This is a genomic window from Arcobacter siniprincipis (SeqCode) (assembly GCF_048571125.1).
GTDB classification, from domain to species: Bacteria; Campylobacterota; Campylobacteria; order Campylobacterales; family Arcobacteraceae; genus Arcobacter; species Arcobacter siniprincipis.
The window spans coordinates 498784-524728 of sequence record NZ_CP182343.1 but is presented as its reverse complement, the minus strand read 5'-3'; the positions used below and the strand labels follow the sequence as shown (position 1 = coordinate 524728).

General features: G+C 28.7%; 26 protein-coding genes. 14 read left to right on the top strand and 12 right to left on the bottom strand.

All coding sequences use genetic code 11. From position 1 onward, the window contains the following. The first annotated feature begins 1 nt into the window (after position 1). Positions 2 to 472, top strand: coding sequence for a threonine/serine exporter family protein (locus tag ACNI3D_RS02730; RefSeq protein ID WP_419768153.1), 471 nt, complete (start codon positions 2 to 4; stop codon positions 470 to 472). On the opposite strand, the gene mgtE is transcribed toward ACNI3D_RS02730, so the two are convergent. The 9 genes from mgtE to trmD are packed head-to-tail and all read right to left on the bottom strand — an operon-like array spanning position 473 to position 7555. Further along, a complete protein-coding gene (mgtE, locus tag ACNI3D_RS02725; protein WP_419768152.1) occupies positions 473 to 1846 on the bottom strand; it encodes a magnesium transporter in 1374 nt (457 codons plus the stop codon). 1 nt (position 1847) lies between these two features. Next, positions 1848 to 2483, bottom strand: a complete 636-nt coding sequence (locus ACNI3D_RS02720; protein WP_419768151.1) for an SDR family NAD(P)-dependent oxidoreductase — start codon at positions 2481 to 2483, stop codon at positions 1848 to 1850. Then, complete coding sequence (locus tag ACNI3D_RS02715) at positions 2480 to 3088, bottom strand: DedA family protein (RefSeq protein ID WP_419768150.1); 609 nt, start codon at positions 3086 to 3088, stop codon at positions 2480 to 2482. The genes ACNI3D_RS02720 and ACNI3D_RS02715 overlap by 4 nt, the downstream gene beginning before the upstream one ends. Then, positions 3088 to 3897: a metal ABC transporter permease gene (locus ACNI3D_RS02710; RefSeq protein WP_419768149.1), complete on the bottom strand. Its 810-nt coding sequence runs from the start codon at positions 3895 to 3897 to the stop codon at positions 3088 to 3090. The genes ACNI3D_RS02715 and ACNI3D_RS02710 overlap by 1 nt, the downstream gene beginning before the upstream one ends. Next, positions 3891 to 4649, bottom strand: a complete 759-nt coding sequence (locus tag ACNI3D_RS02705) for a metal ABC transporter ATP-binding protein (RefSeq protein ID WP_129100491.1) — start codon at positions 4647 to 4649, stop codon at positions 3891 to 3893. The genes ACNI3D_RS02710 and ACNI3D_RS02705 overlap by 7 nt, the downstream gene beginning before the upstream one ends. Further along, a complete protein-coding gene (locus ACNI3D_RS02700) occupies positions 4650 to 5891 on the bottom strand; it encodes an SPL family radical SAM protein (RefSeq protein ID WP_129100490.1) in 1242 nt (413 codons plus the stop codon). Continuing rightward, on the bottom strand, positions 5888 to 6412 hold the full coding sequence (locus ACNI3D_RS02695; protein WP_129100489.1) for a nucleoside phosphorylase-I family protein: 525 nt from the start codon (positions 6410 to 6412) through the stop codon (positions 5888 to 5890). The genes ACNI3D_RS02700 and ACNI3D_RS02695 overlap by 4 nt, the downstream gene beginning before the upstream one ends. Positions 6413 to 6453: 41 nt before the next feature. Beyond that, complete coding sequence (gene rplS, locus ACNI3D_RS02690) at positions 6454 to 6810, bottom strand: 50S ribosomal protein L19 (RefSeq protein WP_013134329.1); 357 nt, start codon at positions 6808 to 6810, stop codon at positions 6454 to 6456. Positions 6811 to 6865: 55 nt separating this feature from the next. Beyond that, positions 6866 to 7555 carry a tRNA (guanosine(37)-N1)-methyltransferase TrmD gene (trmD, locus tag ACNI3D_RS02685; protein WP_129100488.1) on the bottom strand — a complete coding sequence of 230 codons (690 nt, stop codon included), beginning with the start codon at positions 7553 to 7555 and terminating at the stop codon, positions 6866 to 6868. Between the two features lie 124 nt (positions 7556 to 7679). Here trmD and ACNI3D_RS02680 point away from each other — a divergent pair, with 124 nt between their 5' ends. The 5 genes from ACNI3D_RS02680 to ACNI3D_RS02660 all read left to right on the top strand — a co-directional run bounded on the left by ACNI3D_RS02680 (position 7680) and on the right by ACNI3D_RS02660 (position 13127). Further along, positions 7680 to 8027: a hypothetical protein gene (locus ACNI3D_RS02680; protein ID WP_129100487.1), complete on the top strand. Its 348-nt coding sequence runs from the start codon at positions 7680 to 7682 to the stop codon at positions 8025 to 8027. 47 nt (positions 8028 to 8074) lie between these two features. Continuing rightward, positions 8075 to 10354: a 5-methyltetrahydropteroyltriglutamate--homocysteine S-methyltransferase gene (gene metE, locus ACNI3D_RS02675; protein ID WP_419768148.1), complete on the top strand. Its 2280-nt coding sequence runs from the start codon at positions 8075 to 8077 to the stop codon at positions 10352 to 10354. Between the two features lie 102 nt (positions 10355 to 10456). Further along, on the top strand, positions 10457 to 11662 hold the full coding sequence (gene ilvA / locus ACNI3D_RS02670; protein ID WP_129100485.1) for a threonine ammonia-lyase: 1206 nt from the start codon (positions 10457 to 10459) through the stop codon (positions 11660 to 11662). A gap of 91 nt (positions 11663 to 11753) precedes the next feature. Continuing rightward, complete coding sequence (locus ACNI3D_RS02665; RefSeq protein ID WP_129100484.1) at positions 11754 to 12440, top strand: F0F1 ATP synthase subunit A; 687 nt, start codon at positions 11754 to 11756, stop codon at positions 12438 to 12440. Between the two features lie 126 nt (positions 12441 to 12566). Next, positions 12567 to 13127: a thiamine phosphate synthase gene (locus tag ACNI3D_RS02660; protein WP_129100483.1), complete on the top strand. Its 561-nt coding sequence runs from the start codon at positions 12567 to 12569 to the stop codon at positions 13125 to 13127. Here the strand turns inward: ACNI3D_RS02660 and ACNI3D_RS02655 are convergent. Next, positions 13124 to 15859, bottom strand: a complete 2736-nt coding sequence (locus ACNI3D_RS02655; RefSeq protein ID WP_419768147.1) for a RecB-like helicase — start codon at positions 15857 to 15859, stop codon at positions 13124 to 13126. The two genes, ACNI3D_RS02660 and ACNI3D_RS02655, sit on opposite strands and share 4 nt — an antisense overlap. Before the next feature lie 95 nt (positions 15860 to 15954). Here ACNI3D_RS02655 and argB point away from each other — a divergent pair, with 95 nt between their 5' ends. The 8 genes from argB to ACNI3D_RS02615 all read left to right on the top strand — a co-directional run bounded on the left by argB (position 15955) and on the right by ACNI3D_RS02615 (position 24753). Then, the gene (gene argB, locus ACNI3D_RS02650; RefSeq protein ID WP_129100481.1) at positions 15955 to 16854 is read left to right on the top strand and encodes an acetylglutamate kinase; all 900 of its coding nucleotides are present in this window, start codon (positions 15955 to 15957) and stop codon (positions 16852 to 16854) included. Between the two features lie 14 nt (positions 16855 to 16868). Further along, positions 16869 to 18347, top strand: coding sequence for a threonine synthase (thrC, locus tag ACNI3D_RS02645; protein ID WP_419768146.1), 1479 nt, complete (start codon positions 16869 to 16871; stop codon positions 18345 to 18347). A 178-nt stretch (positions 18348 to 18525) separates the two neighbouring features. Next, positions 18526 to 19032 (top strand): ubiquinol-cytochrome c reductase iron-sulfur subunit, encoded by a 507-nt coding sequence (petA, locus tag ACNI3D_RS02640; protein WP_419768145.1) that lies wholly within the window; start codon positions 18526 to 18528, stop codon positions 19030 to 19032. A gap of 12 nt (positions 19033 to 19044) precedes the next feature. Continuing rightward, positions 19045 to 20295: a cytochrome b gene (locus ACNI3D_RS02635; RefSeq protein WP_419768144.1), complete on the top strand. Its 1251-nt coding sequence runs from the start codon at positions 19045 to 19047 to the stop codon at positions 20293 to 20295. After that, positions 20292 to 21320 (top strand): c-type cytochrome, encoded by a 1029-nt coding sequence (locus ACNI3D_RS02630; RefSeq protein ID WP_419768143.1) that lies wholly within the window; start codon positions 20292 to 20294, stop codon positions 21318 to 21320. The genes ACNI3D_RS02635 and ACNI3D_RS02630 overlap by 4 nt, the downstream gene beginning before the upstream one ends. A 160-nt stretch (positions 21321 to 21480) precedes the next feature. Further along, positions 21481 to 22818 (top strand): c-type cytochrome, encoded by a 1338-nt coding sequence (locus ACNI3D_RS02625; RefSeq protein WP_129100476.1) that lies wholly within the window; start codon positions 21481 to 21483, stop codon positions 22816 to 22818. 8 nt (positions 22819 to 22826) lie between these two features. After that, positions 22827 to 24020, top strand: coding sequence for a hypothetical protein (locus ACNI3D_RS02620; protein ID WP_419768142.1), 1194 nt, complete (start codon positions 22827 to 22829; stop codon positions 24018 to 24020). A gap of 61 nt (positions 24021 to 24081) precedes the next feature. Continuing rightward, complete coding sequence (locus ACNI3D_RS02615; protein ID WP_419768141.1) at positions 24082 to 24753, top strand: response regulator transcription factor; 672 nt, start codon at positions 24082 to 24084, stop codon at positions 24751 to 24753. 106 nt (positions 24754 to 24859) lie between these two features. On the opposite strand, the gene ACNI3D_RS02610 is transcribed toward ACNI3D_RS02615, so the two are convergent. Further along, positions 24860 to 25528, bottom strand: a complete 669-nt coding sequence (locus tag ACNI3D_RS02610) for a 16S rRNA (uracil(1498)-N(3))-methyltransferase (protein ID WP_419768140.1) — start codon at positions 25526 to 25528, stop codon at positions 24860 to 24862. Next, positions 25528 to 25932 carry a hypothetical protein gene (locus ACNI3D_RS02605; protein WP_129100472.1) on the bottom strand — a complete coding sequence of 135 codons (405 nt, stop codon included), beginning with the start codon at positions 25930 to 25932 and terminating at the stop codon, positions 25528 to 25530. The genes ACNI3D_RS02610 and ACNI3D_RS02605 overlap by 1 nt, the downstream gene beginning before the upstream one ends. Positions 25933 to 25945 lie beyond the last annotated feature (13 nt).

The window sequence follows — 25945 nt, the reverse complement described above, 5'->3', positions numbered from 1 at the left end:
GATGATTGATACTTTAGAAAATATTCTTTTGCATGCTATTTTTGCAGCTATTCCAGCTGTTGGATTTGCAATGCTTTTTAATGTACCAAAGTCAGCACTAAAATATTGTGCTATGGGTGGAGCTATTGTTTATACTTGTAGAGAATTTTTTATAACTTTACATTTGACAATAGAATTATCAACATTTTTAGCTTCTGTTATTATTGGTATAATTGCACTTTATTGGTCTAAAAAGAACTTAGTTCCAAGACCTATTTATACTGTTGCTTCTATTATTCCTATGATTCCAGGAACTTATGCTTTTACAGCAATGATAAGTTTAGTTGACATGAATTCCCATGGAGTAAGTATTGAATTAATCGCCATATTCATTGACAATGGATTAAAATCAGTCTCTATTATTGGAGCGATTAGTTTTGGTCTTGCACTCCCATCACTATATTTCATGAGGTACAAAAGACCAATAATCTAATTATAGAAGTATTAAAGTTGCAAGTCCTAAGAAACTAAAAAAGCCAACAACATCAGTAACAGTTGTAAGTAATACTGTACTTCCAATTGCTGGGTCTATTTTTAATTTTTGTAAAGTTAAAGGTATAACTGCACCAAAAAAACCTGCACTAATTAGATTGATAACCATAGACATTGCAATAACAAGACCTAAGAGTGGCAATTTAAACCATAAATATGCTATTACTCCTATTACTCCTGCAAAAAGCAAACCATTTACCAAAGATATTATTACTTCTTTTATTATAGTTTTTTTTGCATCTTCATTTTCAATATCACCTAAAGCCATCTGTCTTACAGTTACGGTTAATGTTTGTGTTCCCGCATTTCCACCCATAGAAGCTACTATAGGCATAAGTACTGCCAAGGCAACAAGAGATTGAATAGTTGCATCAAACATACCAATTACAATAGAAGCAGCAATAGCAGTAAGCAAGTTTACACCTAACCAAATTGCTCTACTCTTTCCAATTTGATACATGCTCTCTTCTTGCTCAGCTTCATCATTAACCCCTGCCATGTTATAGATTTGCTCAGTTGCACTATCTTGGATAATGTCATAAACGTCATCTGATGTAATTCTACCAATAAGTCTATTTTTATTATCCACAACAGGTAAACTAGATAAGTTATAGTTTGTAACCATATCTACCACTTCTTTTAGGTCAGCTTTATGGGATACATTATAATTTCTTAGTTTATCGCTTGGAACATCAGAAAACTTCATATCATGTTCAAAAATAATAAGCTCTTCTAATCCAACACTTCCTAAATAAACGCCACGCTTATCTGTAATATGACAATGCCAAATATTATCAACTTCTCCAATCTCTTTTAACTCTTTTAACCTTTTTATTGCATCACCGATTTTTTCATCTTCTCTTGCACTAAAAAGCTCTGTTTGCATATAAGCACCGGCTTCATCATCATTATAAGAGATAAGTTGTTCAAGTAACTCTTTATCTTCATCATCAAAACTTTCTAAAATCTCTTGTGCTAATTCTTCATTTTCTTCAGAAATATTTTGGATAAAGTCAGCTGCATCATCGGTATCCATACTTGATGTAATTGCAACAATTTTTTTAGTACTGATATGATCACTAATCTCTTCTTGGACAATATCTGGCATCTCAGATAAAACTTCAGCAAGAAGAACACTTGGGATTTTTTTAAGCATTTTAGAGTATTCATCTTCATCAATATCTCTAAGTTTTAAAAGTTGTTCAGAGATATCATAAGGGTGAACACTATTATTATTATCTGTTTTAAACTCTAATATTTCACTATTAAGTATTTGAACTAACTGTTCAATTTGTTCTATATTCTTTTCACTCATATTAAATCTTCTTTTTTATCTCTAGTTTTTGAGGCCTAATTGTTATATCAGTAATAACACCATTATAATTAATAATTTCTAATACGCTTTTTGCAATATCTTCTGCTATTAGATATGAATTCTTACTATCTCCTGGTTCAAAATTAAAATCATCGAAAAAATTTGTTTTTGTAAGGTCTGGATTTATTGTTGTAACTTTTACATCACTTCGTCTAAGCTCTTCAAATAGTGCTAAACCAAAATCCCTAAGTCCTGATTTTGTTGCAGTATAAAGTGCTGAAAACTTAGAATGTCTTGTAGCTTCTATTGAAGCTATATTTATAATATGTCCCTTTGTTTTTTTCAAACTTCTAAGGAGTAAATTTGATAAAATAATTGGTGCTGTTAAATTAACATCAATCAACTCTTTTATTTTAGCTAATGATATCTCTTCATGAGGTTTAAAAATACCAATACCTGCACAATTTACCAAAATATTGATATCGTTTTCTTTAAGTAAAGATTTTATCTCTTTTTCTAAAGAATCAAAATCATTTAACCTACTATATAATTTTATTACTTCAAAACCGTTACTACTTAAAATATCAGAAATCGCTTTTCCAATTCCTGAACTGTATCCTGTAACTATTACTTTCATAAGCTTACATTTTTTCTTTTATAATTTTTATAATATAAATATGCAACTATGCTTAGAATTATTAAAAGAGCAATAACAATATATCTTAAATATTCTTTGATTAAAAGTTGATTATCTCCTATAAAGTACCCAACTAAAACCAAGATTATAACCCAAACAGCAGCTCCTAAGCTAGTATATAAGGAAAATAAAAAGATATTCATTTTCGCTAAACCTGCTGGAAACGAGATATATTGTCTAACAGCTGGAATCAATCTCCCTGAAAAAGTTGAAATATGCCCATGATCTTTAAAAAACTTTTCCATTTTGTTTATAGTCTCTTCATTTATAAAAAAATATTTTCCATATTTAATTAAAAACTTTCTTCCAAATTTTACAGCTAAGTAATAGTTAAATAAAGCACCTGATAAACTTCCCAATATTCCACAAATAATTGCAATACCCATATTCATCTCACCTTGAAAGGCTAAATATCCAGCTGGTACCATAACTACTTCACTAGGAAAAGGGAAAAAAGAGCTTTCTAAAAACATCATAATAAATATTCCTATATAACCTAAACTTCCAACTGTTTGAACGATGAAGTCAACTATTTCATGTAACATTAAACACCAACTCTAATTTTTTTATATATTATAAACATAAATAGTGACATTGCGCTTACAATTATTATAGTTGCCCCTGAAGTTAAATTATATGTATAAGATAAATAGAGTCCAACTAGCGTAAAAAGTGAAGATAAAAGAGCTGATATTGCCATCATACCATATAATGAATTCGATAGTTTTTCAGCAATATATATTGGAATCGTCAAAAGAGCAATTACCAAAATCAATCCCACAACTTTTATAGCAATTACAACTGTTAGTGCTGATAAAACTAAAATCAAGGTATAAAATACTTTTACATTTATTCCTCTTAAAGAGGCATATTCACTATCATATGAAACAGCTAAAATATCCCTATAAAAAAGACTTACTATTGCAATTATAAAAACTACTAATATTGACATAAAAACTAAATCATCACTTCCCACTGCTAAGATTGATCCAAACAAATAACTCATCAAATCCACATTATAACCAGGTGTTAAATCAACTAAAATAATTCCAATAGCCATACCACAAGCCCAAATAAGACCAATAAATGTATCTATTCTTTCCCTTTGATAAAGAGTCAAATATGACATTAAAAGTGCAGCCCCAATTGAAAATACAGTAGCTCCTAAAAAAATAGGAAGTCCAAAATAAATAGCAATACCAATTCCACCATAAGAAGTGTGTGCCATCCCACCTGCTAAAAATACCATTCTATTTACAACAATCAATGAGCCAATAATTCCAGCAGCAATACTAACTAACAATCCTGCAATAATTGCATTTTGAATAAATGAATAATTTAATGCTTCTAACATCTGCAACTCTTTTTAGTACCAACATTAGTTCCAAGTAATTGAAGCATTTCAACTTCACAAAAATGATTATCAGCATTTGGAATATCACTTTTTCTATTTGAGATATCATGAAAAGTCAATTTTTTATTTATATGAGCTACTTTTGAAGCATACCCCAAAATAACCGAAATGTCATGGCTAACTACAACAATTGTAATTGATTTATTTAAAAGTTTTAATAAATCATAAATCTGTTTTTGTCCATCAACATCAATACTAGCTGTTGGTTCATCTAAAAGTAAAATTTTAGGATGAGCACAAAGTGCACGGGCTATCATTACCCTTTGCCTTTGCCCTCCTGAAAGTGTTCCAATTTTTACATTGGCAAAATCTTGCATACCAACTTGTTCTAAAGCACCCATAGCACAAGCAATCTCTTCTTTTTTATAGCCAAGTAATGGTCGCTTATGTCCAACATGGCCCATCATTACTACTTCAATTACTTTTATTGGAAAATTTACATTTACATTTGTATTTTGAGGAACATACCCTATTGTAGAAATATTTTTTTCAACCTTAGAACCTAGGAATTTAATTTTCCCTTTTTTAACTTTGTTTATTCCCAAAATTGCTTTTAATAAGGTAGATTTTCCTCCACCATTAGGTCCAATAATTGCTAAAAAATCATTCTCTTTTATTGTTAAACTTATATCCTCAAGAATAACTTGTTTATCATACGAAAAGCTTAATTTATCTATTTCAAGTATATTCATTTATCTTCTTTTATTTATTTTGCTTAAATACGACATTTTCATCATATCTTCCATTTGATTGTTAGAAAAATATTCATAACCAAAACAATCTTTCCAAAGTTTGTGGTCTTCCATGCATAAATAGAAGTATACCTTATTGTGCCATGCTTTAAAAGAGTCATAGGCAAATTTAAACATCTCTTTTTTTATTTCATAGGGATATGATTGTTTTTTATTTATCTCTTCAAAGGGCATTTGTAAGATTTTTGATTTAAAATCTCTACTTTTTATTTTATTTATAACTGGTTTTATAAAGGTAAGTGTTCCAAAGGATACTAAAGCTACATCATCTGGATTAAATTCAGCTATTAATTTATCAAAAACCTCTTTATACTCATCTAAATAGTTTTCATAATGAACAATTGGATGAAAGTGAAAGCCTACAATTACACCTTTACTTGCTAAAGCTTTTGCAGCATCAACTCTTTGCTCTAATGTTGCTGTTAGATGTTCTTCATTTTTTATGATTGTAGGTGTATTTAAGGACCAAGTACAAATAATATTTGCTGGAACATCATTTTCCAAAAAGTATTTTATGTTGTTTGATTTTGTTTTAAACTCTAAAATAACATTTTGGTTTTTTCTTGCAAAATCAAATAGTGCATCTAAAAGACCATCTTTATTTCCCCACATAAGAGAATCAGAACTCTGTCCTGTTCCTATATGATAAGTATAATTTGGATCAAGTTTTAGTTTTTTTAAATTATCTTTGAAATTTACATCAAAGCCTATTTTATCTTGATTGTAAAAGGATTGAATAGAACAATAAGAGCAATCAAAACCACAAGACTGAACCGCATCTAAAGTTAGTAAATTACAACATCTAGTACTTTCACTTGCAACAGGACAAGAACCAAGACCAACACTCTCTTTTTTTATCTCATTAAAAGAGAATCTTCTAGGTTTTTCGTAAGCTTTTTCATCAAAACTTTTATATGAGTTTGAAGATGACTTTAACTCTTCCCAAATCTTTCTTATATGATTAAAGGCATTTTTTCTTGAAGGATACTTTTCTTCAAAAACTTCATAAAGCTCTTTTTCATTCCACATATTAAAATCAATTGCAAAATCGATTAGTTGTTTTAACTCTTGATATGAAAAAAGATATTTTAAATATATCTCTTTGATAAACTCTTTATTTTTCTCTTTTAGATTTTCATAATTAGTTTTTGTAATGTGCTCATTAAATTTTTCTATACTCATATATATTTTTCCCACGATTTAAAGCTTTTTTGAATAAGCTCAATAACAAATGATTTTTTAGGAATTGTTACATCTAAATAATCAGAAACCACCTTAAAAATATATACATCTTTTATATATTTTAAACAAATTTCTTTAAAATGTGAACTTTCCATATCTACTAAGAGTGTTTCTAAGTTTTCATCACTATTAAGAGGTTCCTCAACTGTAGTAATTGGTGCAAAATTTATATTTAGTAGTATTCTATTTGTACAAAATAGTGTCCCTATTTTTACACTTTCATCACAACACCCTACAATTCCAACATTTATAGCTTTTTTAATATTATAGTTTTCAAATACATATTTTAAAGAATCTATAGTATTTTTTTTACCCATACCTGAAACTATTAAAATAATATTATCATTAAAAAATAGTTTGAAATTTTGAACAGAAATGTCTTGTTTGAGTTTATAGTAGTTGATTAAATATTGTGCTTCTGGTTGAAGTGCTGTATGAATTAAGACTTTAAAGTCAAGCATAAGAAGAAAAAGTCGAAGTAAAAACTTCGACTAATAAAAGATTACTTTTTAAGCTCTTTAATTCTAGCTTTTTTACCAGTTAATCCTCTTAAGTAATGAAGTTTAGCTCTTCTTACTCTACCTCTTCTTATTACTTCAAAAGTTTTAATTGACTCTGAATATAATGGGAAAATTCTTTCAACACCAACTGAGTTAGCTCCAATTTTTCTTACTGTAAGAGTAGCGCTTACACCTTCAGCACTTCTTGCAATAACAATACCTTCGAAAGACTGAACTCTTTTTTTCTCACCCTCTTTAATTTCAATACCAAGTCTAACAGTATCACCCGCTCTAAATTGAGGAATCTCTTTTTCTGCAATTTGCGCTGCTTCAAAGCTCGCAATGTATCTATTTTTCATTGTATTTCCCTTTGGTGAAAGTGCCCGCATTTGCAAGTTGCGGGGTATCACACTTCTATTTTATTTTTTTATTCGTGATTAAACCTGGTCTATAATATTTTGTTTTGCAAATAGCCAGATTATTTTTCAAGTCGGCAATTTTACTATGATTTCCCTTTAAAAATTCTTTAACTATACTTAATTTTTGGAAATTTTCAGGTTTTGTAAAAGATGGAGCCTCTAAAAGATTATTTTCATAACTTTCCATTACTAATGAGTCAGCATTTCCAAGTACACCTTCAACATTTCTAGAAATTGCATCTGCCATAACTAATGAAGGTAATTCTCCACCAGTTAGTATATATTCACCTATACTAAATACTTCATTTGCATACTTTTCTATAACTCTTTCATCAATTCCTTCATATCTTCCACTTACAATAACTATGTTTTTTTTCTTTGCTAATCTTTTTGCATCTTTTTGATTAAAAGGTTTTGCAGCAGCTAATGGAAAAATAATGTAAGCATCAGGATTTTTGATTTTTATTTCATCTAAACAATCAAATAGTGGTTGGGGGGTCATTAACATCCCTGCTCCTCCGCCAACCATTTGTTTATCTGTCTTTTTATGTTTATTTTCTGTATAATCCCTTGGATTATAAAATTCATATGATATAAAGTTATCTTCTACTGCTCTTTTTAATATTGAATCATAAAAATAAGGCTCAATAAGATTTGGAAACAGTGTTACAAATGTAAATTTCAAATTATTATTTTCATACTTAAAAAAGTATGTTACCCCTTTTCTTTTTTGAAAGTCTAGCATAATAATTTTTATTTGTAATTAAGCTTTAATAACATATATTCTATTTTTAAAAAGGGAAAAACAATTGAGACATTTAAAAGGTTTTAGAAAAAACTACTTTTCATTATCAGCAATCACTGCATATTCGACTGCAAAAAAACTTAATGACAATGAAGTACGCTCTAAAAAAACTGCTTTTATCTACTCAAGTCTTTGCGATGAAGATGAAGAAGAATCCCCTCCTTTAGAAGAACTCATTTTAAACACTGCAACTTATGCTGCATATTCAAAACCTTGTTATTGTGATTGTGTCTTTAGATTAAAAACAAAACTAGCAATCTCAAACTTTAAATTTATTCCAAGATGTCCATACTATTCAACGCATTTTGCCTTTAGACGTACTGGCGTTCATCCCCCACTTATTACTCTTTAATCAACAAACAAAAAATCATAAACATAAAATATATTAAGGATAATAAAATGCTAGAAAGCACATATATCGTAGGTTTTCCAAGAATTGGAGAACAAAGAGAGTTAAAAAAAGTATTAGAGAGTTATTGGGCAAAAAACTGCTCATTTAATGAAGTGCAAAAAGTTGCAAGTGAACTTAAAAAAAGACATTGGAATTATCAAAAAGAAGCTGGTATTTCATATATAAGTTCAAATGACTTTAGTCTTTATGACAATGTTTTAGACACAGCAATTATGTTAAATGCTATTCCAAAAAGATTTAAAGACTTAAGAGGTGAAGAACTATATTTTGCAATGGCTAGGGGAAATAAATCTTCAGTTGCTATGGAGATGACAAAATGGTTTAATACAAATTATCACTATATAGTTCCAGAACTTAGTTTAGCAGATGAGTATAAACTAAATGCTTCAAAAATAATTAATGAATACAAAGAAGCAAAAAAACTAGGAATAAAAACAAAAATAAACCTTATTGGTCCTATTACATTTTTAGCTTTATCAAAAAGAGTTGATAGGGGTGATACTTTTGAGTTGTTACACAAAATATTACCAATTTATATAGAGCTATTTTATGAGTTATCAAAACTTGATGAAGTTGTGACTATTCAAATAGATGAACCAATCTTTGTAAAAGACAATGAGGCAAAAATTTTAAGTCTTATAAAACCAACATATGATGCACTATGCCTTACAACAAACAATATAAAACTAATAGTTACTACATATTTTGAACACTCAAATGAAGCAACAAAGATTTTAGTTAATACTCCAATATGGGGATTAGGACTTGACTTTTTATATGGAAGTGAAAATATAGACTCATTAGAAATCATTGCAAATTCAGGGAAAAACTTAATTGCAGGAGTAGTTGATGGAAGGAATATTTGGAAAAACGATATTAAAAGATCTTTTGATTTATTAACTAAGATATCAGAAGTAATTGATAAAGATAAAATCATAATCTCATCATCTTGTTCACTTCTACATACTCCTTTTACACTAAAATATGAAAATAAACTTGATGAAGAAATTAAAAATTGGTTGAGTTTCGCTTGCGAGAAACTTGATGAAGTTGTACTTCTTTCAAAAGTTTTTTATAAAGGAATTGGGAATTTAGACAATAAAGAACTTGAAGAGTTAAATAAAAATAAAGATTCAAACAAAAGTAGAAAAACTTCTCCTTTAATACATGATAAAGAAGTACAAACTAGAGTTGAAAACTTTAAAACATTTAATAGAGAAGGAAAGTATGAAGAGAGAATTAAGATACAAAAAGAGGCTTTAAAGTATGATGCTCTTGTTACAACAACTATTGGTTCTTTTCCACAAACAAGTGAAATAAGAAAATCAAGAAGTGATTTTAAAACAAATAAAATCACAAAAGAAGATTATACAAAATCTATGAAAGATTATATTGATGAATGTGTAGCTTTTCAAGAGGAGTGTAATTTAGATGTTTTAGTTCATGGAGAACCTGAGCGAAATGACATGGTTGAATATTTTGGTGAACAACTAAAAGGTTATGGCTTTACTTTAAATGGCTGGGTACAAAGTTATGGAAGTAGATGTGTAAAACCTCCTTTTATATATGGAGATATATCTAGACCAAAAGCTATGACAGTTGATTGGATTACTTATGCTCAAAGTAAAACTAAAAAAATCATGAAAGGAATGCTAACAGGTCCTGTTACTATACTTAACTGGTCATTTGTAAGAGATGATAAACCAAGAGATGAAGTATCAAAACAAATAGCAATTGCACTAAGTGATGAAGTAAATGACTTACAAAATGCAGGTATCAAAATAATTCAAGTAGATGAAGCTGCATTTAAAGAAGGATATCCACTAAGAAAAGAGAAAATTAAAATTTATGAAGATTGGTCAGTTAGAGATTTCAGAATTTGTGTAAGTAGTGCAAAAAAAGAGACTCAAATTCATACTCACATGTGTTATAGTGAGTTCAATGATATTATTGAAACAATAGAAAACATGGATGCAGATGTTATTTCAATAGAGACAGCTAGAAGTGGAAATGAACTTTTAAAAATATTTAAAAAACATGGTTATAAACAAGAAGTTGGACCTGGTGTTTATGATATCCATAGCCCAAGAATTCCAAGTGTGGAAGAAATTGTTAAACAAATCAAAGCACTTTTGGAAGTTTTACCCAAAGAACAACTTTGGATTAATCCAGATTGTGGTTTAAAAACTAGAAAATGGGAAGAAGTAATTCCTAGCCTAAAAAATATGGTAAAAGCAGTAGAAATTATAAATAAGGAGAATAAATAAGGGGTAATTTACCCCTTATTTAAAAATAGTTTTTACTCAAATAATAATAGTAAAAACTATTTTTAGATAACATTTCAAACAAAAAATATGAAAAGATATAAAATGATTACATTAAAAGATATACAAGAAGCAAAAACAAAACTAGAAGGAATCATATTAAAAACGCCCCTTACATATGCGCCATTTTTAAGTGAGAAACTTAATAGTAATGTTTTCTTAAAAAAAGAGAATCTACAATTAACAGGAAGTTTCAAAATAAGAGGTGCTTTTAATAAAGTTGCATCACTAGATGAAGAGACTAGAAATATAGGAATAGTAGCAGCAAGTGCTGGAAATCATGCACAAGGTATTGCTTATGCAGGAAACTATTTTGGATGTGATGCAACTATATTTATGCCTGAAGCTACACCCCTTACAAAAGTAAGTGGTGTTAAACAATATGGAGCAAATGTTGTTCTAACTGGACAAAACTATGATGAAGCATATGCAGCTGCAATTAAATTTTGCGAAGAGAAGAGTAAAACATTTATTCATGCTTTTGCTAATGATAAAGTAATTGCAGGACAAGGAACTATTGGAATAGAAATAGTAGAACAAATTGAAGATTTAGATGTTTTAGTAATCCCAATTGGTGGAGGAGGATTGATTGCAGGTGCTGCTGTTGCTGCAAAATCAATAAATCCTAATATTAAAATTGTAGGAGTTGTTGCAAGTGGTGCTAGGGGGATGAAAGACTCTTTTGAAGCAAGACTACCTATTGATTCAACATCTGTAAAAACTATAGCAGATGGAATTGCCGTAAAAGTTGTAACACCAAAGCTACTTGACTATGCTTTAGAATATGTTGATGAAATAATAGATGTAGAAGAGCATGAAATTGCAAATGCAATTTTATTTTTACTTGAAAAACATAAACTTGTAGTTGAAGGAGCAGGTGCTGTTTCAGTTGCAGCACTTATGCATGAGAAAATAGAAGTAGAAAATTTAAAAGTTTGTGCAATTATTAGTGGGGGTAATATTGATGTAACTATGTTATCTCAGATTATTGAAAAAGGTTTAGTAAAATCTTATAGAAAAATGAATCTTATGGTAACACTTATTGATAAACCAGGTTCTTTGATGCATCTAACATCAATTTTTCAATCAAGTGATGCAAACATTGTTCAAATAGATTACGATAGAAGCTCTATAAAACTGGAGTTTGGGGAAGCTTATCTTACTGTTTCATTAGAAACAAAAGGTGAAGAACATCAAAAAGTAATAAGAGAAAATTTGAAACAAAATGGTTACAGATTTAAACAAATCTGATTATTTTTTATACTATTTATAAAAAATTTAGAAATTTCAGTATATAATAGGCACCATAATAAAATAGAAGAAATCACATAGAAGGAAGAAAATGGAAGGAAGATTATTTACATTCTTAGGCGCTATCGGTGGTCATAGTCAAGAATGGATTATCCTGTCGCATTATGTTTTAGTAATTGCGATTATATTTTTAGTTGCTAGAGCGGCAACAAGAAAGATGCAACTTGTCCCAACTGGTGCACAAAATGTAATGGAAGCATATATTGGTGGTGTTGTATCTATGGGTGCAGATACTATGGGTGAAGAGAATGCTAGAAAATATTTACCATTAATTGGCTCATTAGGTCTAGTTGTTGTTGTTGGAAACTTAATGGGTGTAATTCCAGGTTTTGAATCTACTACTAGTAATATCAACTTTACTTTATCGTTAGCATTAATAGTATTTGTTTATTACAACTACTTAGGTATTAAGAAAAATGGTTTTGTAGGTTACTTTGCACACTTTATGGGACCTATGCCAATACTAGCACCTTTAATGTTCCCTATTGAAATTATTTCTCATTTGTCAAGAATTATTTCATTATCATTCAGACTTTTTGGTTCAATTAGAGGGGATGATATGTTCTTAATGGTACTTTTAATGTTAGTGCCTTGGTTATTACCACTTCCAGGATTTTTCCTATTAACAGCGTTTGCATTTTTACAAGCGTTTATTTTCATGATTTTAACTTACGTATATATCGCAGGTTCTATCATGATGGAGCATGAAGACCATTAATAAGTGACTAAGGTCACTTTTAATGATCTGAAAGCACTATGGTCTGAGAATCATTAATAAATGACTCCTAAAAAAGGGGAAGACAAAAAGTCTTCCCTTTTTTTATATCCAATAATTAGGCTAAAGATGAATCAAATTTTTAACTATTATCTTATTACTGACCCCCAATATTATACAAATGATAAAAATATATTTGAAGAAAAACTAGAAGATGTATTAACCAATAAAAGAGTTGATATGGCATGTTTTAGAGATAAGGAATCATCAAATTATGAAGAGCTTGCAAATATATTTATAAACACTTGCAAAAGATTTAATGTAAAACAAATTATTCTAAATGGAAATTTAGAATTAGCAATAAATCTAAATTGTGGCATTCACCTCACTTCACAACAATTTGATAAAATAAAAATTGCAAAAGAAAAAAATCTATACACAATAATCTCTTGCCACAATGAAGAAGATATAAAAAAAGCAATACAAGAAAGAGCAGATGCAATAACTTACTCTCCTATTTTTTATACCCCAAATAAAGGTCAAGCAAAGGGAGTTAAAGTATTAAAAGATATGCAAAAAAATTATAATATAAAAATAATAGCACTTGGTGGTATTATTGATGATTCACAAATAAAACAAGTACAAGATTGCAAAGTTTTTGGTTTCGCCTCAATTAGATACTTTATTTAAATAGATTTTAAATAAGCTTTTTCATTTCCTAAATACACTAAATAAGCATACACCTCATCACTGTTGATTATCTCTTTAATTGCTTTTTTATAAAATGATATTTGTTTTTCGTGTTCTTTATTTTCTTGAACTGTTGTCTTATAATCAAAAATATAATATTTATTTTCTTTCTCTATAAGTAAATCTATTATTTTGATTTCACCATTATAAATTAAAGATTGCTCCCTTAAAAAATTTGCATCATCTAAAAAGCTATTAAACTCTTCATTTTGAATTAATAAAGATATCCTTTGTTTTATATCATCAAACTCTTTATCCTTTAAATAGACAGAATATCTACTTTTAGTGAGATTTAAAGAGTATTCTAATTGTTCAATTGTAAAGTCATTCATCATCTCTAAACAATAATGCGTTGTTATTCCAAAATATCTTGCTTTTAATTCAAAATCTTCTTCATAATTTTTTACAGATTTATTTGTTTGTCTTCCTAAACTCAAAGGTTTATACTCTACTTTTTCTATTTCTTCATTAGAATCTTTTGTAAATTGATTTATAACTAACTCACCTATCTTACAAGACTCTAATCCAAGCAAATCAAAAACAGATTTTTCCTCTTTTTTGAAAATAAACAAATTACTTTTTGCCCTTGTTAGAGCCACATATAAAATATTTATCTCATCTTCTGCTTGCAGTGCTTTTTCTTTATTTAATGCACGTTTATAGTTTTCATCAAAGTTTTCTAGATTTGAGATTTTATAATATACATTATCCAAATAAACTCCACTATATTCAAACAATAATGAACTTCTATCGGCATTTTTATTTTTAATTCTATCAAGTAAAATTACAGTATCAAATTCCAACCCTTTTGATTTAAAGATAGTCAAAATTTGTAAACCAATTTGTTCTTTATTTTCAATTGGGGTTTCCATTAAATCAACTTCATAAACAAAATCAACAATATCAGTGAAGTTTTTTGATTCTTCAACAAATTTTATTACATTGTCATCTAAGATATTAAAATATTTTGCCACTTTTAAAACAAGTTCAAATACCCTATTTTCTTCTAAGTCGAAATCAAAATCTAATTTTGTATTTGGAGCATTTCCAATTATTGCATTTAAATTCTCTTTATAAATATTTTCTTTATAATAAAGATATTTTATAGCATTTATACAAGCTTTTACATTCTCTTGATTAATAAGTTTTGAAGTCATCTCTGTAGAGATTTTAAGGGTTGGAAACATCTTACTTAAGTATGAATAAAGTTCCAGAACATCATCATTTGTATATGTTAAAATAGCAATTGAATTTGGATCAATATTTTTTCTAATAAGTTTAGCAATTGTACTTGCTATTGTTTGATATTTTTCCTCTTCTTTTAGTTTATCATCGCTTATTACTTCCACATAGCCATTTTCAATATTACTTAATTGTTCATAGTATTCATAATTATTTAAATTTATAAAGGCCCTATTTACAAACTCAACTATATTTTTAGCACTTCTAAAATTTGTATTTAAAATCTCTGTTTCTATTTGATTGTGTTTTTTACTTACGAAATCAAAAAGTTCCCTTTTTCCACCTCTAAATCTATAAATTGATTGTTTAATATCACCCACATAAAAAAATGACTTGAACTTTTCACTATTACCTGAAAGTGCTTCTTCTATAAGTGGTTCTAAAATTTTGTATTGTAAAAGTGAAGTGTCTTGGAACTCATCTATTAAAATATGGTTATATTTACTATCTAGTCTAAAGTATAAAAAGTCCTTATCAATTTTACTTGAGAGTAGTTCATATACATAATTTGAAATATCATTAAAAGTGAAATAGTTTTTATTTTTATTATAACTCTTTTTAAAATCCTTAAACAATTTGTATAACTCATATAAAGAGCTAAGGGAATAAGAAGATCTTAATTTATAGTAATTACTTATTTGCATTTTTAATTCTTGAAAGTTTTGTTCAAACTCTTCATTAGAACACTTTTTAAAATCCCGTGAATCTGTAGATACCTCTTTTGTAAGCCAAGTTTTTCCTTTAAGCAACAACTCTTCAAAGTTATCAAAATCAACAGATTTTAAAGCCGCGTTTGAAGCACTTGGACAGTTTTGAATATGTTTTTTTAATTTATATGCGATTTCTAAAGCTAAGTTTTTTTGTAAATTTATTAAATTTTCTTCTATTGGAACTATTTTAAAATCTTCATTCTTTTCATTTAAATTTAAAAAAATATCAAATATAGAGTTAAACTTTTTAGCTTCATAATATGAGAAGTTAATCAATTTATCAAAATTTTCTAAATTTAGTGATTGTAAGAATTTATATTCAAGATTTTCTATATTATCTTGCTTAATTGAGAAATCATCATCAACGCCTATATATCCACTAAACTCTCTTAAGATTTTATTTACAAATTTATCAATTGTATAAATAGAGAGTTCGGAATTTAAATATAAATTTATAAGATAATCTTTTTTATTGAGTATTTGCTCAACTGATAGTTCTGATACATTTGAAATCTGCTCAAGATAAATCTTATCTTCACCCAAACTCTTCAAAGTCTTAAAGATTCTTTCACTCATCTCTTTTGCAGCTTTATTAGTAAAAGTTAAAGCCAAAACTTCAGTGGGACTAGCTCCTTTTAATAATAATGATATGTATCGTACAGTTAATGCAAAGGTTTTTCCACTTCCTGCACTAGCTTTTAATGCCAAATAATTTTTCATGAAAAATGATACTAAAAATCTACCAAATATTGCATTATATTACAAAAAGAAAATTTGTTGTATAATGCCTCACTTTTTAATAAGGTTTTAAAATTATGCAAAGAAAAAATACAACTGTAGAAACACTACTTGATGCCATTCCATATATTAAAAAATTCTATGGAAAAATAATTGTTATCAAATATGGGGGAAGCGCGCAAACTTCTCCTGATTTACAAGAAAAATTTGCTCAAGATATTGCCCTACTTTCACTTGTGGGAATCAAACCTGTAATCGTACATGGTGGAGGAGCTAGAATTTCTGAATTATTGAAAAAACTTGAAATTCACTCTGAGTTTATTGATGGACATAGGGTAACTTGTGGTGATAGTATGAGAGTTGTGGAAATGGTTTTAAGTGGAGAAATCAATAAAAATATAACTTCACTTTTAAACTATCATGGAGCAAAAGCCATAGGTATTTCAGGAAAAGATTCTTCTATTATACAAGCCCAAGCAAAAGATGGTGGAAAGTTTGGATATACAGGTGTTATTACTCAAATCAATGGAAAAATGATTACAAATCTTATAAATGAAGGATTTGTTCCAGTTATTGCACCAATTGCCGATGCAAAAGAGCCTGGACACCCTGGATTTAATATAAATGCAGATGTGGCAGCTAGTAAAATAGCCATTGCACTTGGAGCACAAAAAGTTCTATTTTTGACTGATACAGTAGGAGTTCTTGATAAAGATAAAAATCTATTAAACTCACTAGACAAATCAGATGTTGAGTCTTATAAAAAAGATGGAACAATAGCTGGTGGTATGATACCAAAAGTTGACTCTTGCATAGAAGCTATTTACAATGGTGTAAACAAAGCTCACATAATTGATGGAAGAGTTGAACATTCAATTATTCTTGAACTATTTACAAGTGATGGAATTGGTACACAATTTGTAAGAAAAGACAATCCAAATAATGGAATAAATTTAGAAAAATTATTAAATGACTAAAAGTAAGGACTAATATGAATTTTATAGAAACAAGAGGAAATGATGGTGTTAAAGCTAATGAAGTAAGTTTTAGCGAAGCAATTTTAAGCCCGAGTGCTTCTTTTGGAGGACTTTATGTACCCAAAAGTTTACCAAAACTTGAAGATGACTTTTTACAAAATCATATTAACTCAAGCTATAAAGAACTAGCGTATGACATACTTAAAGCTTTTGATATTGATATAGATGAAAGTGAAATAAAAAAAGCTTTAGATTTATATGATAGTTTTGATGATGCATCAAATCCCTGCCCTGTAGTTAAAATAGAAAATGACTTGTTTGTACATGAACAATATCATGGACCAACAAGGGCTTTTAAAGATATGGCACTACAACCTTTTGGTTCTATTTTAAGTTCAATTGCAAAAAGCAAAGATGAAAAATATTTAATTTTAGCTGCAACTTCTGGAGATACAGGACCAGCTGCCTTAAATACTTTTAAAAATAAAGATAATATTCAAGTTGCTTGTCTTTATCCAAGTGGTGGTACTAGTGATGTACAGAGACTTCAAATGGTTACAGAAGATGGAGCAAACTTAAAAGTAATAGGGATAAAAGGAAATTTTGATGATGCACAAACAGCATTAAAAAAATTGCTTGCATCAAATACATTTAGAGATGAGTTGAAAAAGGATGGCATAAAATTAAGTGCGGCAAATTCAGTTAATTTTGGAAGAATCATATTCCAAATTATTTATCATTTTTGGTCATATATTCAATTGCTTAAACAAAATGAAATAACATTTGGAGAAAAAATTTACTTAATAGTTCCAAGTGGAAACTTTGGAAATGTTTTAGGTGGCTTTTATGCACTTAATATGGGTGTACCAATTGAAAAACTTTTAGTTGCTTCAAATAAAAATAATATCTTAACTCAATGGATTAATACAGGTATCTATGATATTAGAGGAAAAGAGCTACAACTTACAAAATCTCCTGCAATGGATATCCTTAAATCTTCTAATATAGAAAGAGTTATTTATAGTCTTTATGGAGCTAAAAGAACAAAAGAATTAATGGAAGCACTAAATGAAAATCTATTTTTTGAAATGACTAAAGAAGAGACAAAAGAACTACAAAAATATTTTTCTGCCGTAAACTCTGATGATGAATATGGAATAAAAATCATAAAAAGATATACAGATAAAGATTATATTATGGATCCCCATACTGCAACTTGTTTAAAAGCATATGAGACTTTAAGAGAAAAAGATTTAAAAACAGTTATGTATTCAACTGCTGAATGGACAAAATTTTCACCAACAGTTCTAAATGCTATTTCACAAAATAATGAAAAATATGATGATAAAACTGCTCTAGAAAATATCTCAAAAGATTGTAAAGTGAAAATTCCTGATTCAATTTCAGAACTATTTAACTCAAAAATTCTGCATGATGAAGTAGTAGAAAAAGAAGAAATAGAATCAAAAATAATCGAATTTATTACTAAATAATATAACTTAAACTTATAATTCTGAGGTTATTTTTAACCTTAGAAGCTCAATGTAGCTAATCTTTTGTGTAAATATGAGACAATTTGCTATTTTATACCTTAGTTTTGACCTTAGTCATAAAAATTTAAGACATCTTTAAATATAATGGGAAGATTTTATTTTAAAAGGAAACCAAATTATGTCTAACGAAACTAATAGACGAGATTTTATTGGTTATTCATTTGCTGCAGTTGCTGCAGTAGGTGGTGCTGCTTCGCTTGTTGGGATGAAACAAGCATGGGATCCACTTCCTAGTGTTTTAGCTGGTGGATTTACAACTGTAGATTTATCTACTATAAAAGCAGGTGAACCAGAAACTTTCGTATGGAGAGGTAAACCAGTATTTGTTCTTAAAAAAACAGCAGATATGGATCAATCAAAAAGAGATTTAATTGTAGGAAGCGATAGATTTATTATTGCTATTGGATTATGTACACACTTAGGATGTATTCCTGCATGGAAAAAAACTCATTGGAAATGTGCCTGTCACGGTGGTGAGTTTAATGCAAGTGCTGAAAATGTTTTTGGACCACCACCAAGACCACTTGATGTGCCTCCATTTAAAGTAGAAGGTACTAAAGTTGTTTTAGGTGAATCTAGTCCTGAATACAAAGAAATTGCTGCTTTTGTAGCAACAGAAGCGTAGGAAGGAAATAAAATGGCAAAATTTGAAAAAGCAAACTCAGTTGGTGAGTGGTTAGATCAAAGATTAAATCTTACAGCATTCAATAAAGTTATGATGACTGAATATTGGATTCCAAAAGATATTAACTTTCTATGGGCTATGGGTGTACTTTTAGCTACAACATTTGGTATTTTAATTATCTCAGGAATTTTCTTGATGATGTACTACAAACCAGATATTAATTTAGCATTTGATTCTGTTAACTATACAATTATGCAAGAAGTTGCATATGGTTGGCTATTTAGACATATGCATGGTGTTGCAGCTTCTGTTGTATTCTTAATTATTTATATTCACATGTTTACAGGTATCTATTATGGTTCTTATAAACAAGGAAGAGAAATGATTTGGATTTCTGGAATGTTATTATTTATGACATTTAGTGCTGCTGGATTCTCTGGATATATGTTACCTTGGGGACAAATGTCTTATTGGGCTGCAATGGTTATTACAAACTTATTTGGTGGTATTCCTTTTATTGGTGATGCTTTAGTTGTATGGATTAGAGGTGACTTTAATGTTGCTGATGCTACATTAACTAGATTCTTTATGCTACATGTATTCTTATTACCTGTTATTATAATGGGAATAATTGCATTACACTTCTATACTTTAAGAGTTCCTCATGTTAATAATCAAGATTCAGAAGAGTTAGATTTTGATGCTGAAGCTGAAAAATATCTTTCTGGAAATAAAAAAGAATCAAAAGTTATTCCTTTCTGGCCTGTATTTATCTCTAAAGATTTAGCAGTTATGGGAATTTTCTTAATATTCTACTTTTACTTAGTATTTTTCCATTATGACTTTGCTATGGATCCAGTTAACTTTGATCCAGCTAATAATATGGTTACTCCAACTCACATTTATCCTGAGTGGTATTTCTTATGGTCATATGAAGTATTAAGAGGTTTCTTCTTTAATGTTGGTCCTTTAAAAGCATTTGATATTGGATTAATGGCATTTGGATTTGCAAATGTTATATTCTTATTATTACCATTTTTAGATAGAGATCCTAAAATCTTACCAGCACATAAAAGACCTAAATTCTTTATTTGGTTCTGGATTTTAATGATTGACTTAATTGTATTAACTGTTTTTGGTAAATTACCTCCAACAGGTACAAATGCATATATTGGATTTGCAGCTGCACTTTCATTTATTTTAATATTCTTAGCATTACCAATTGTTTCGAAATCTGATGCTAAGAAAAGGGGTGATGTATGAGAGAATTAAAAATATTAGCAGTAGTTGTAGCTTTAACACTAATAACTTACTGGGGAGTTGAACCTTTTGCTCACTCTCAAATGCACCCTCATGTAGATGCACCAAATTATGATTTTGCACAAGCAGACAAAATGATAACTGCGGAAAATGTAGAAAAAGCAAAAGTTGCATTAGAAAATGCAAAAAAATCAGATGATAAAAAAGCAATTAAAAGTGCAACTGCTGATTTAACAAATGCTGAAAACTTTGAAAAAGACACTAATGCTTTTTGGGCAACAACTAAAGAAGCAGTTTCTGACAAAGGTAATGTAGCAAATGGTGAAGTATTAGTTACTAGTAACTGTACTGCTTGTCACTCTATTGAGTCAAAAGGTTTTCCAAAAGTTATGGATGATGCAAGTGCTGCTGCAGCTTATGGTGTAGTACCACCTGATTTAGGAACTGCTGGTAAATTATATACTAAAGAATATCTTGCTGGTTTTATTATGAATCCTGCTAGAGCTTCTAAAGTTACACATAAATTTGTTGATGGAAGAGTTCATCCAATGCCAGGTTATGATTGGATGCAACCACAAGAAATAGCTGATATGGTTGCATACTTACAATCAATTGCACCAAAAACTATGACAGATAAAGAAGTATTTAACAATGCTTGTCAAAGATGTCACTCTATTAAATATGGAGATATGAAAGGTGGAACTATGCAAGCATATACACCTGACAAAGATATAAAAACTTACATGGGTAAAATTCCACCTGATTTATCTCAATACATTAAATCAAGAGGACATGAATATATTCATGAACTTGTTAATGACCCTCAAAAACATTTAGAAGGTACTGCTATGCCAAGAGTTGGTTTAACGCTAGAATCTGAAAAACAAGTTGTTGGTTATTTAGAAGAAGTTGGTGATTCTAAAAAAGCACAAAGAGAAGAATTAGGGCCTAAGTTCTTAATTTACTTAGCAATTTTTGCAATTTTTGCTTGGTTATGGAAATCTAAACAATGGAGAGATATGCACTAAGCAATATCTTTTCATTTAACTTCAAAGGGGACTAGTTTTTATTAGTCCCCTTTTTTATATAAAAATTTTCTTAATATTAAATACTACAAAAATTTCAAAAACTAACATTAAATTAACATACTAAGAGTAAACTAACCTCTAATTAAATTAAGGAGGCTACATGGATATTATAGGACAATTTCCGTTGTTTTATTTTCCAGAATACGGAAGTGCTTGGATGATGGGTATGACAGGAACTATACACATCTTAGCATCACATACTTCTGTTGGTGCAGCAATGCTATTTGCATATTTGTCATATAAAGCATATAAAGAAAATAGAACTGATTTATATCCGTATATGAAAAAATACGGTATGTTTTTGTTGATTTTTTCGTATGTAATAGGTTCAATTACCGGTCCAGGTATTTGGTACACGGCAACTGCAGCAAGTCCAAGGGGTATTAGTGCTTTAATACATAACTTTGTTTGGGTTTGGGCGACTGAGTGGGTATTTTTTGTTTTTGAAGTAATAGGAGTCTTTGTTCTTGTTTACTTTATAGATAAAATCGATAAGAAAACTCATTTAAAACTTACATTCTCATTTGCAATGGCTTCAGTTGGTACTTTAGCATTGATCATTGGGATTATTAGTTTTATGATGTGGCCAGGTACTCAAGAATACTATACAACAGGAAGTGCAAGTGATGCATTTTTTGGTACAAATACCTTCCCTCATATGTTTTTACGAATTGGTTTTATGATTATGTTATCAGGTGTAATTGGACTTATTATTTCAAGTGCAATGAAAAAAGACAATCTAGAACTTTCACGTGAATTAACTAAAAAAATGGGTTATGTAAGTATGCTTGGAGGATTTTTAGTTCTATTCTTCTTTATGTGGTATATGGGAACTCTACCTGACAATGCACATGCTGTATTTAATATAACAAAAGCAGATGTTATTCAAAGTAGAATTATTCTTACAGTTGTTTTTTCTATTTATTTTTTAGTTGCAATTGTAAAACCACAATTTATAAGTACTCCATTAGCAGGAGTTATGGTTTTTATAATATTAATTGCAGGAATATGGCCAGGTGAGAAACTAAGAGAATCTATGAGAAAACCTTATGTTGCGGGTCAATATATTTATTCAAATCAAATAATTAGTCGTGATGTACCAGGGAAAGGAATAAAAAGCGAACTTCCAATAATCGCCGAAAAAGGACTTTTACAAGTTAATCCATTTGTTCCAAAAAATTTAAAAGTCATTACAGAAGAGAACAAACATGAAGTTGGAAAACTTTTAGCAAGAATGGCATGTTCAAATTGCCACTCTTTAGAAAAAACTGGTAAATATAGACCTTTAAAAGATAGATTAGCCGGTATGGATAAAGAAGCTATCAAGTCTATTTTATATGCAATAGGTGCAGGTGGTATGCCTTACATGCCAACATTAAAATTACCAGAAAATGAAACTGATGCAATTGCCCAATATTTTGCATCAATGAAATATTAGGAGGAATTATGGACGCATCAATATTATTAGCTCTAAGAGATCCAGCAGGAGTACCTTTTTATCCGGTAGTATTCCAAGCGCTGTATGTTTTAACATGGGCATTACATGCAGCCTTTGTTTTTCTTGCATTAGGTTCAATGGGACTTTCATTATATGGTACTTTTAAACAAAAAAGTGATGACAATTGGAAGATATTAACACCCCATTTAATCCAAACAGGGAAAATAAGTATTTCTATACTTATAGTTTTAGGGGTTGCACCTTTATTATTTACACAAGTTATTTATGATCCAAATTGGTATGTAACAAATACATTATCTGGAATGTGGGTATTTATATTTATATATACACTAGTTCTTGGTTATATTCTTTATTATTGGTATTATTTTGCAAATAAGAAAAATCAAGGTGGAGGAAAACTAATAGGTATTATTTCATTTCTAATTTTAATATTTGCAGGAACTTTAATGCATAATTTTGCAGTAACTTCTCTTATGCCAAATGATTGGATGAATATGTATGCACCAAATGGAATAGTTGACAATAGTGGATGGACATTTAATGTAGATACTGTAAGATTGATTTTTATGTTAAGTTTATCAATTCCAGTTGTTGGATTATTCTTACAAAACTATAGTAGATTTTTAAGTACAAGGGAAGATTTTAGTGAGACATTTGTAAAGTATACTGCAAGCCTTGGAACAAAAATTGGAGTAGTAGGTTTAATTATAAGTGCAGTTGCCTTTGTAGCATGGATGCTACAAGTTGGATATTTATTACATCCATTATCTATTGCTATTGTAATAGGTGTTGTTGTTTTATTATTTATGATTTTGAAAAACAGTAATAGTTATATTACAACTATAGTATTAGTTGTTGTTGCTTTATTAATCTCTGCTATGAGAGAACTTATAAGATTTGACATTATGGCAAAACTGGGATATAGTATTTATGAATATCCAGTTAATTTAGAAATCCCTACTATTGTAATGTTCTTACTTACTTTCTTAGTTTTAGGAGGAGTAGGAGTTGCTTACCTTCTAACATTAGCTTGGAAAGTTGGAAAAAACCAAGGTGTTTTTGATGGTACAAAAGATAAAGCTGTTACAAAACTAGGTAATTATACCTTATCTATAATGGTTTTATGGATGGTTGTTTATTTTGGTTGGGGTATGACCATACTCTTTATGAATATACTCTAATATTTAAAAACTAAAAAGTTAAAGAGTTTTTCTCTTTAGCTTTTTATAATTGGAGTAAACTATGATTGGCACTAAAATACTATTTTTGGAAGATGATAAACTCTATCAAGAAACTATAAAAGATCTACTTGAAGAAGAAAATTTTATAATTGATACTTGCTCAAATGGTGAAAAATTTTTAAACAAAATATATGACAATATATATGACTTATATATTCTTGATATAAATGTCCCACAAATTGATGGTTATGAAATCATGAGAATTTTAAATGAATATGAAGATGAGACTTTAAGATTAGTACTAACTTCTATTTCAAATAGTATAATTAGATCATTTAAAAGTGGATGTGATGGTTTTTTAAATAAAACAGGAAATAATCAAGAACTAATTTTAAGAATACAATCTCTAATCAAAAGATCATATCGAACATATCACCAAGATATAATTATAAGTGAAAATCTTTCATACAATATCTTTTCAAAAGAACTTTTTTACAATCAAGAACCCTTAGAAATGGAACCACAAACCCTATTAGTATTAAATTACTTAATTAAAAATAGAGGAAATTTTGTAAGCAAAGAAAGCTTGGAAAAAAATGTTTATCCAAGCAATAGTAATTCAAAAGCAGATGTTATTCGATATCATATTTGGCATTTAAGAAAAATATTGGGAGTTGATATTATAGAATCACAAAAAAATAGAGGATATAGGCTAAAGCCAATTGGTGTTTAAAGGCTTTAGCGTTCTTGTGAATAGATAAAAATTAGTAGGAGTTTATCTAATTCTTTTTGTTTAAACATTGTAATTATAAAGTATTAGTGTTAATTAAGTGTTAGTTTTAAACTATCAATTTTGCAGCAATAGTTGTAACTGCTGTTTCACTTCTTAAAATCAAATTAGAATTAATTCCAACAGTTTTTTCTTCTGTGAATTTTTCCAATTCTTTAGGAGAAAAACCACCTTCACACCCCACAATTATACTTTTTATATCTTTTTTATCATTTATGTGATTATTAGAAAAATTAAAAACAAAACTATCTTTGTATGAAGTTAAAACCTCATCTAAAGAAGCTATTATTTCTAATTTTATAATTGAACTTCTTCCACATTGTTGTGATGAATTTATCAATATTTTTTCAAACTTTTCTATATTTAGTTTAAAGTTTTTCTGTGAATAATCAGCATAAAAGAAGGTAATTTTATCAACTCCTATTTCATTTAAATAAGGAAGTTGTTTCTCAATTGTTTTTGGATCAACTATTGCCCAAATAATATGAAGTTTATTATTAGCCTCAACCATTTTTTCTTCTTTTTTTATAAGTCTTAAATTTGCATCTTTTTTACTAATATCAAATATTTCATAGGAATAAATAAAATTATTCTTTAAATTCCTAAAAAAAACAGTTGAACCAATTTTTTCTCTTCTTGCTTTAAAAAGATATTTATAAATATCACCTTCAACTTTAATTGTTTCAAGGGAGGCCTCAGGTAGATAAACAAACTGCACTAAAAAATCTTACTTATAATATATGTTAAAATAATTATAATAATCTCAATAAGATAAATCTTTCTAGAAAATTTAAAAAACTCTTCTTGCAGTTGTGTATCATCACTTTTTATAACTCTCATCTTTTTAAATCTTTTTATCTCCAACACCATAACTGCAATTGCTGCTGCTATCATTATAAATATAGTAAAAGAAAATGTTTTTTGATAAAAAGCAACAATTGTTCCTGTATAAATAATAATTGCATTTAAAGTATGATATAAAGGGGTAAAAAATTTTAATCTTTTTGCTAGTTTTATAAAATTATTTATATTATAAACACTATAAAAATTAATTAGCATAACCGATATAAAAAGGTATACAAAAAAAACGTGTGTATCAATTGTTGAACTACTAAAATCCATGTTTATCTCACTT

What these genes read in the sequence shown, in the direction of transcription:
- ACNI3D_RS02730 (WP_419768153.1), top strand. Translation starts at nt 2, where the DNA reads ATGATTGATACTTTAGAAAATATTCTTTTGCATGCTATTTTTGCAGCT.
- mgtE (WP_419768152.1), bottom strand. Translation starts at nt 1,846, where the DNA reads ATGAGTGAAAAGAATATAGAACAAATTGAACAGTTAGTTCAAATACTT.
- ACNI3D_RS02720 (WP_419768151.1), bottom strand. Translation starts at nt 2,483, where the DNA reads ATGAAAGTAATAGTTACAGGATACAGTTCAGGAATTGGAAAAGCGATT.
- ACNI3D_RS02715 (WP_419768150.1), bottom strand. Translation starts at nt 3,088, where the DNA reads ATGTTACATGAAATAGTTGACTTCATCGTTCAAACAGTTGGAAGTTTA.
- ACNI3D_RS02710 (WP_419768149.1), bottom strand. Translation starts at nt 3,897, where the DNA reads ATGTTAGAAGCATTAAATTATTCATTTATTCAAAATGCAATTATTGCA.
- ACNI3D_RS02705 (WP_129100491.1), bottom strand. Translation starts at nt 4,649, where the DNA reads ATGAATATACTTGAAATAGATAAATTAAGCTTTTCGTATGATAAACAA.
- ACNI3D_RS02700 (WP_129100490.1), bottom strand. Translation starts at nt 5,891, where the DNA reads ATGAGTATAGAAAAATTTAATGAGCACATTACAAAAACTAATTATGAA.
- ACNI3D_RS02695 (WP_129100489.1), bottom strand. Translation starts at nt 6,412, where the DNA reads ATGCTTGACTTTAAAGTCTTAATTCATACAGCACTTCAACCAGAAGCA.
- rplS (WP_013134329.1), bottom strand. Translation starts at nt 6,810, where the DNA reads ATGAAAAATAGATACATTGCGAGCTTTGAAGCAGCGCAAATTGCAGAA.
- metE (WP_419768148.1), top strand. Translation starts at nt 8,075, where the DNA reads ATGCTAGAAAGCACATATATCGTAGGTTTTCCAAGAATTGGAGAACAA.
- ilvA (WP_129100485.1), top strand. Translation starts at nt 10,457, where the DNA reads ATGATTACATTAAAAGATATACAAGAAGCAAAAACAAAACTAGAAGGA.
- ACNI3D_RS02665 (WP_129100484.1), top strand. Translation starts at nt 11,754, where the DNA reads ATGGAAGGAAGATTATTTACATTCTTAGGCGCTATCGGTGGTCATAGT.
- ACNI3D_RS02660 (WP_129100483.1), top strand. Translation starts at nt 12,567, where the DNA reads ATGAATCAAATTTTTAACTATTATCTTATTACTGACCCCCAATATTAT.
- ACNI3D_RS02655 (WP_419768147.1), bottom strand. Translation starts at nt 15,859, where the DNA reads ATGAAAAATTATTTGGCATTAAAAGCTAGTGCAGGAAGTGGAAAAACC.
- argB (WP_129100481.1), top strand. Translation starts at nt 15,955, where the DNA reads ATGCAAAGAAAAAATACAACTGTAGAAACACTACTTGATGCCATTCCA.
- thrC (WP_419768146.1), top strand. Translation starts at nt 16,869, where the DNA reads ATGAATTTTATAGAAACAAGAGGAAATGATGGTGTTAAAGCTAATGAA.
- petA (WP_419768145.1), top strand. Translation starts at nt 18,526, where the DNA reads ATGTCTAACGAAACTAATAGACGAGATTTTATTGGTTATTCATTTGCT.
- ACNI3D_RS02635 (WP_419768144.1), top strand. Translation starts at nt 19,045, where the DNA reads ATGGCAAAATTTGAAAAAGCAAACTCAGTTGGTGAGTGGTTAGATCAA.
- ACNI3D_RS02630 (WP_419768143.1), top strand. Translation starts at nt 20,292, where the DNA reads ATGAGAGAATTAAAAATATTAGCAGTAGTTGTAGCTTTAACACTAATA.
- ACNI3D_RS02625 (WP_129100476.1), top strand. Translation starts at nt 21,481, where the DNA reads ATGGATATTATAGGACAATTTCCGTTGTTTTATTTTCCAGAATACGGA.
- ACNI3D_RS02620 (WP_419768142.1), top strand. Translation starts at nt 22,827, where the DNA reads ATGGACGCATCAATATTATTAGCTCTAAGAGATCCAGCAGGAGTACCT.
- ACNI3D_RS02615 (WP_419768141.1), top strand. Translation starts at nt 24,082, where the DNA reads ATGATTGGCACTAAAATACTATTTTTGGAAGATGATAAACTCTATCAA.
- ACNI3D_RS02605 (WP_129100472.1), bottom strand. Translation starts at nt 25,932, where the DNA reads ATGGATTTTAGTAGTTCAACAATTGATACACACGTTTTTTTTGTATAC.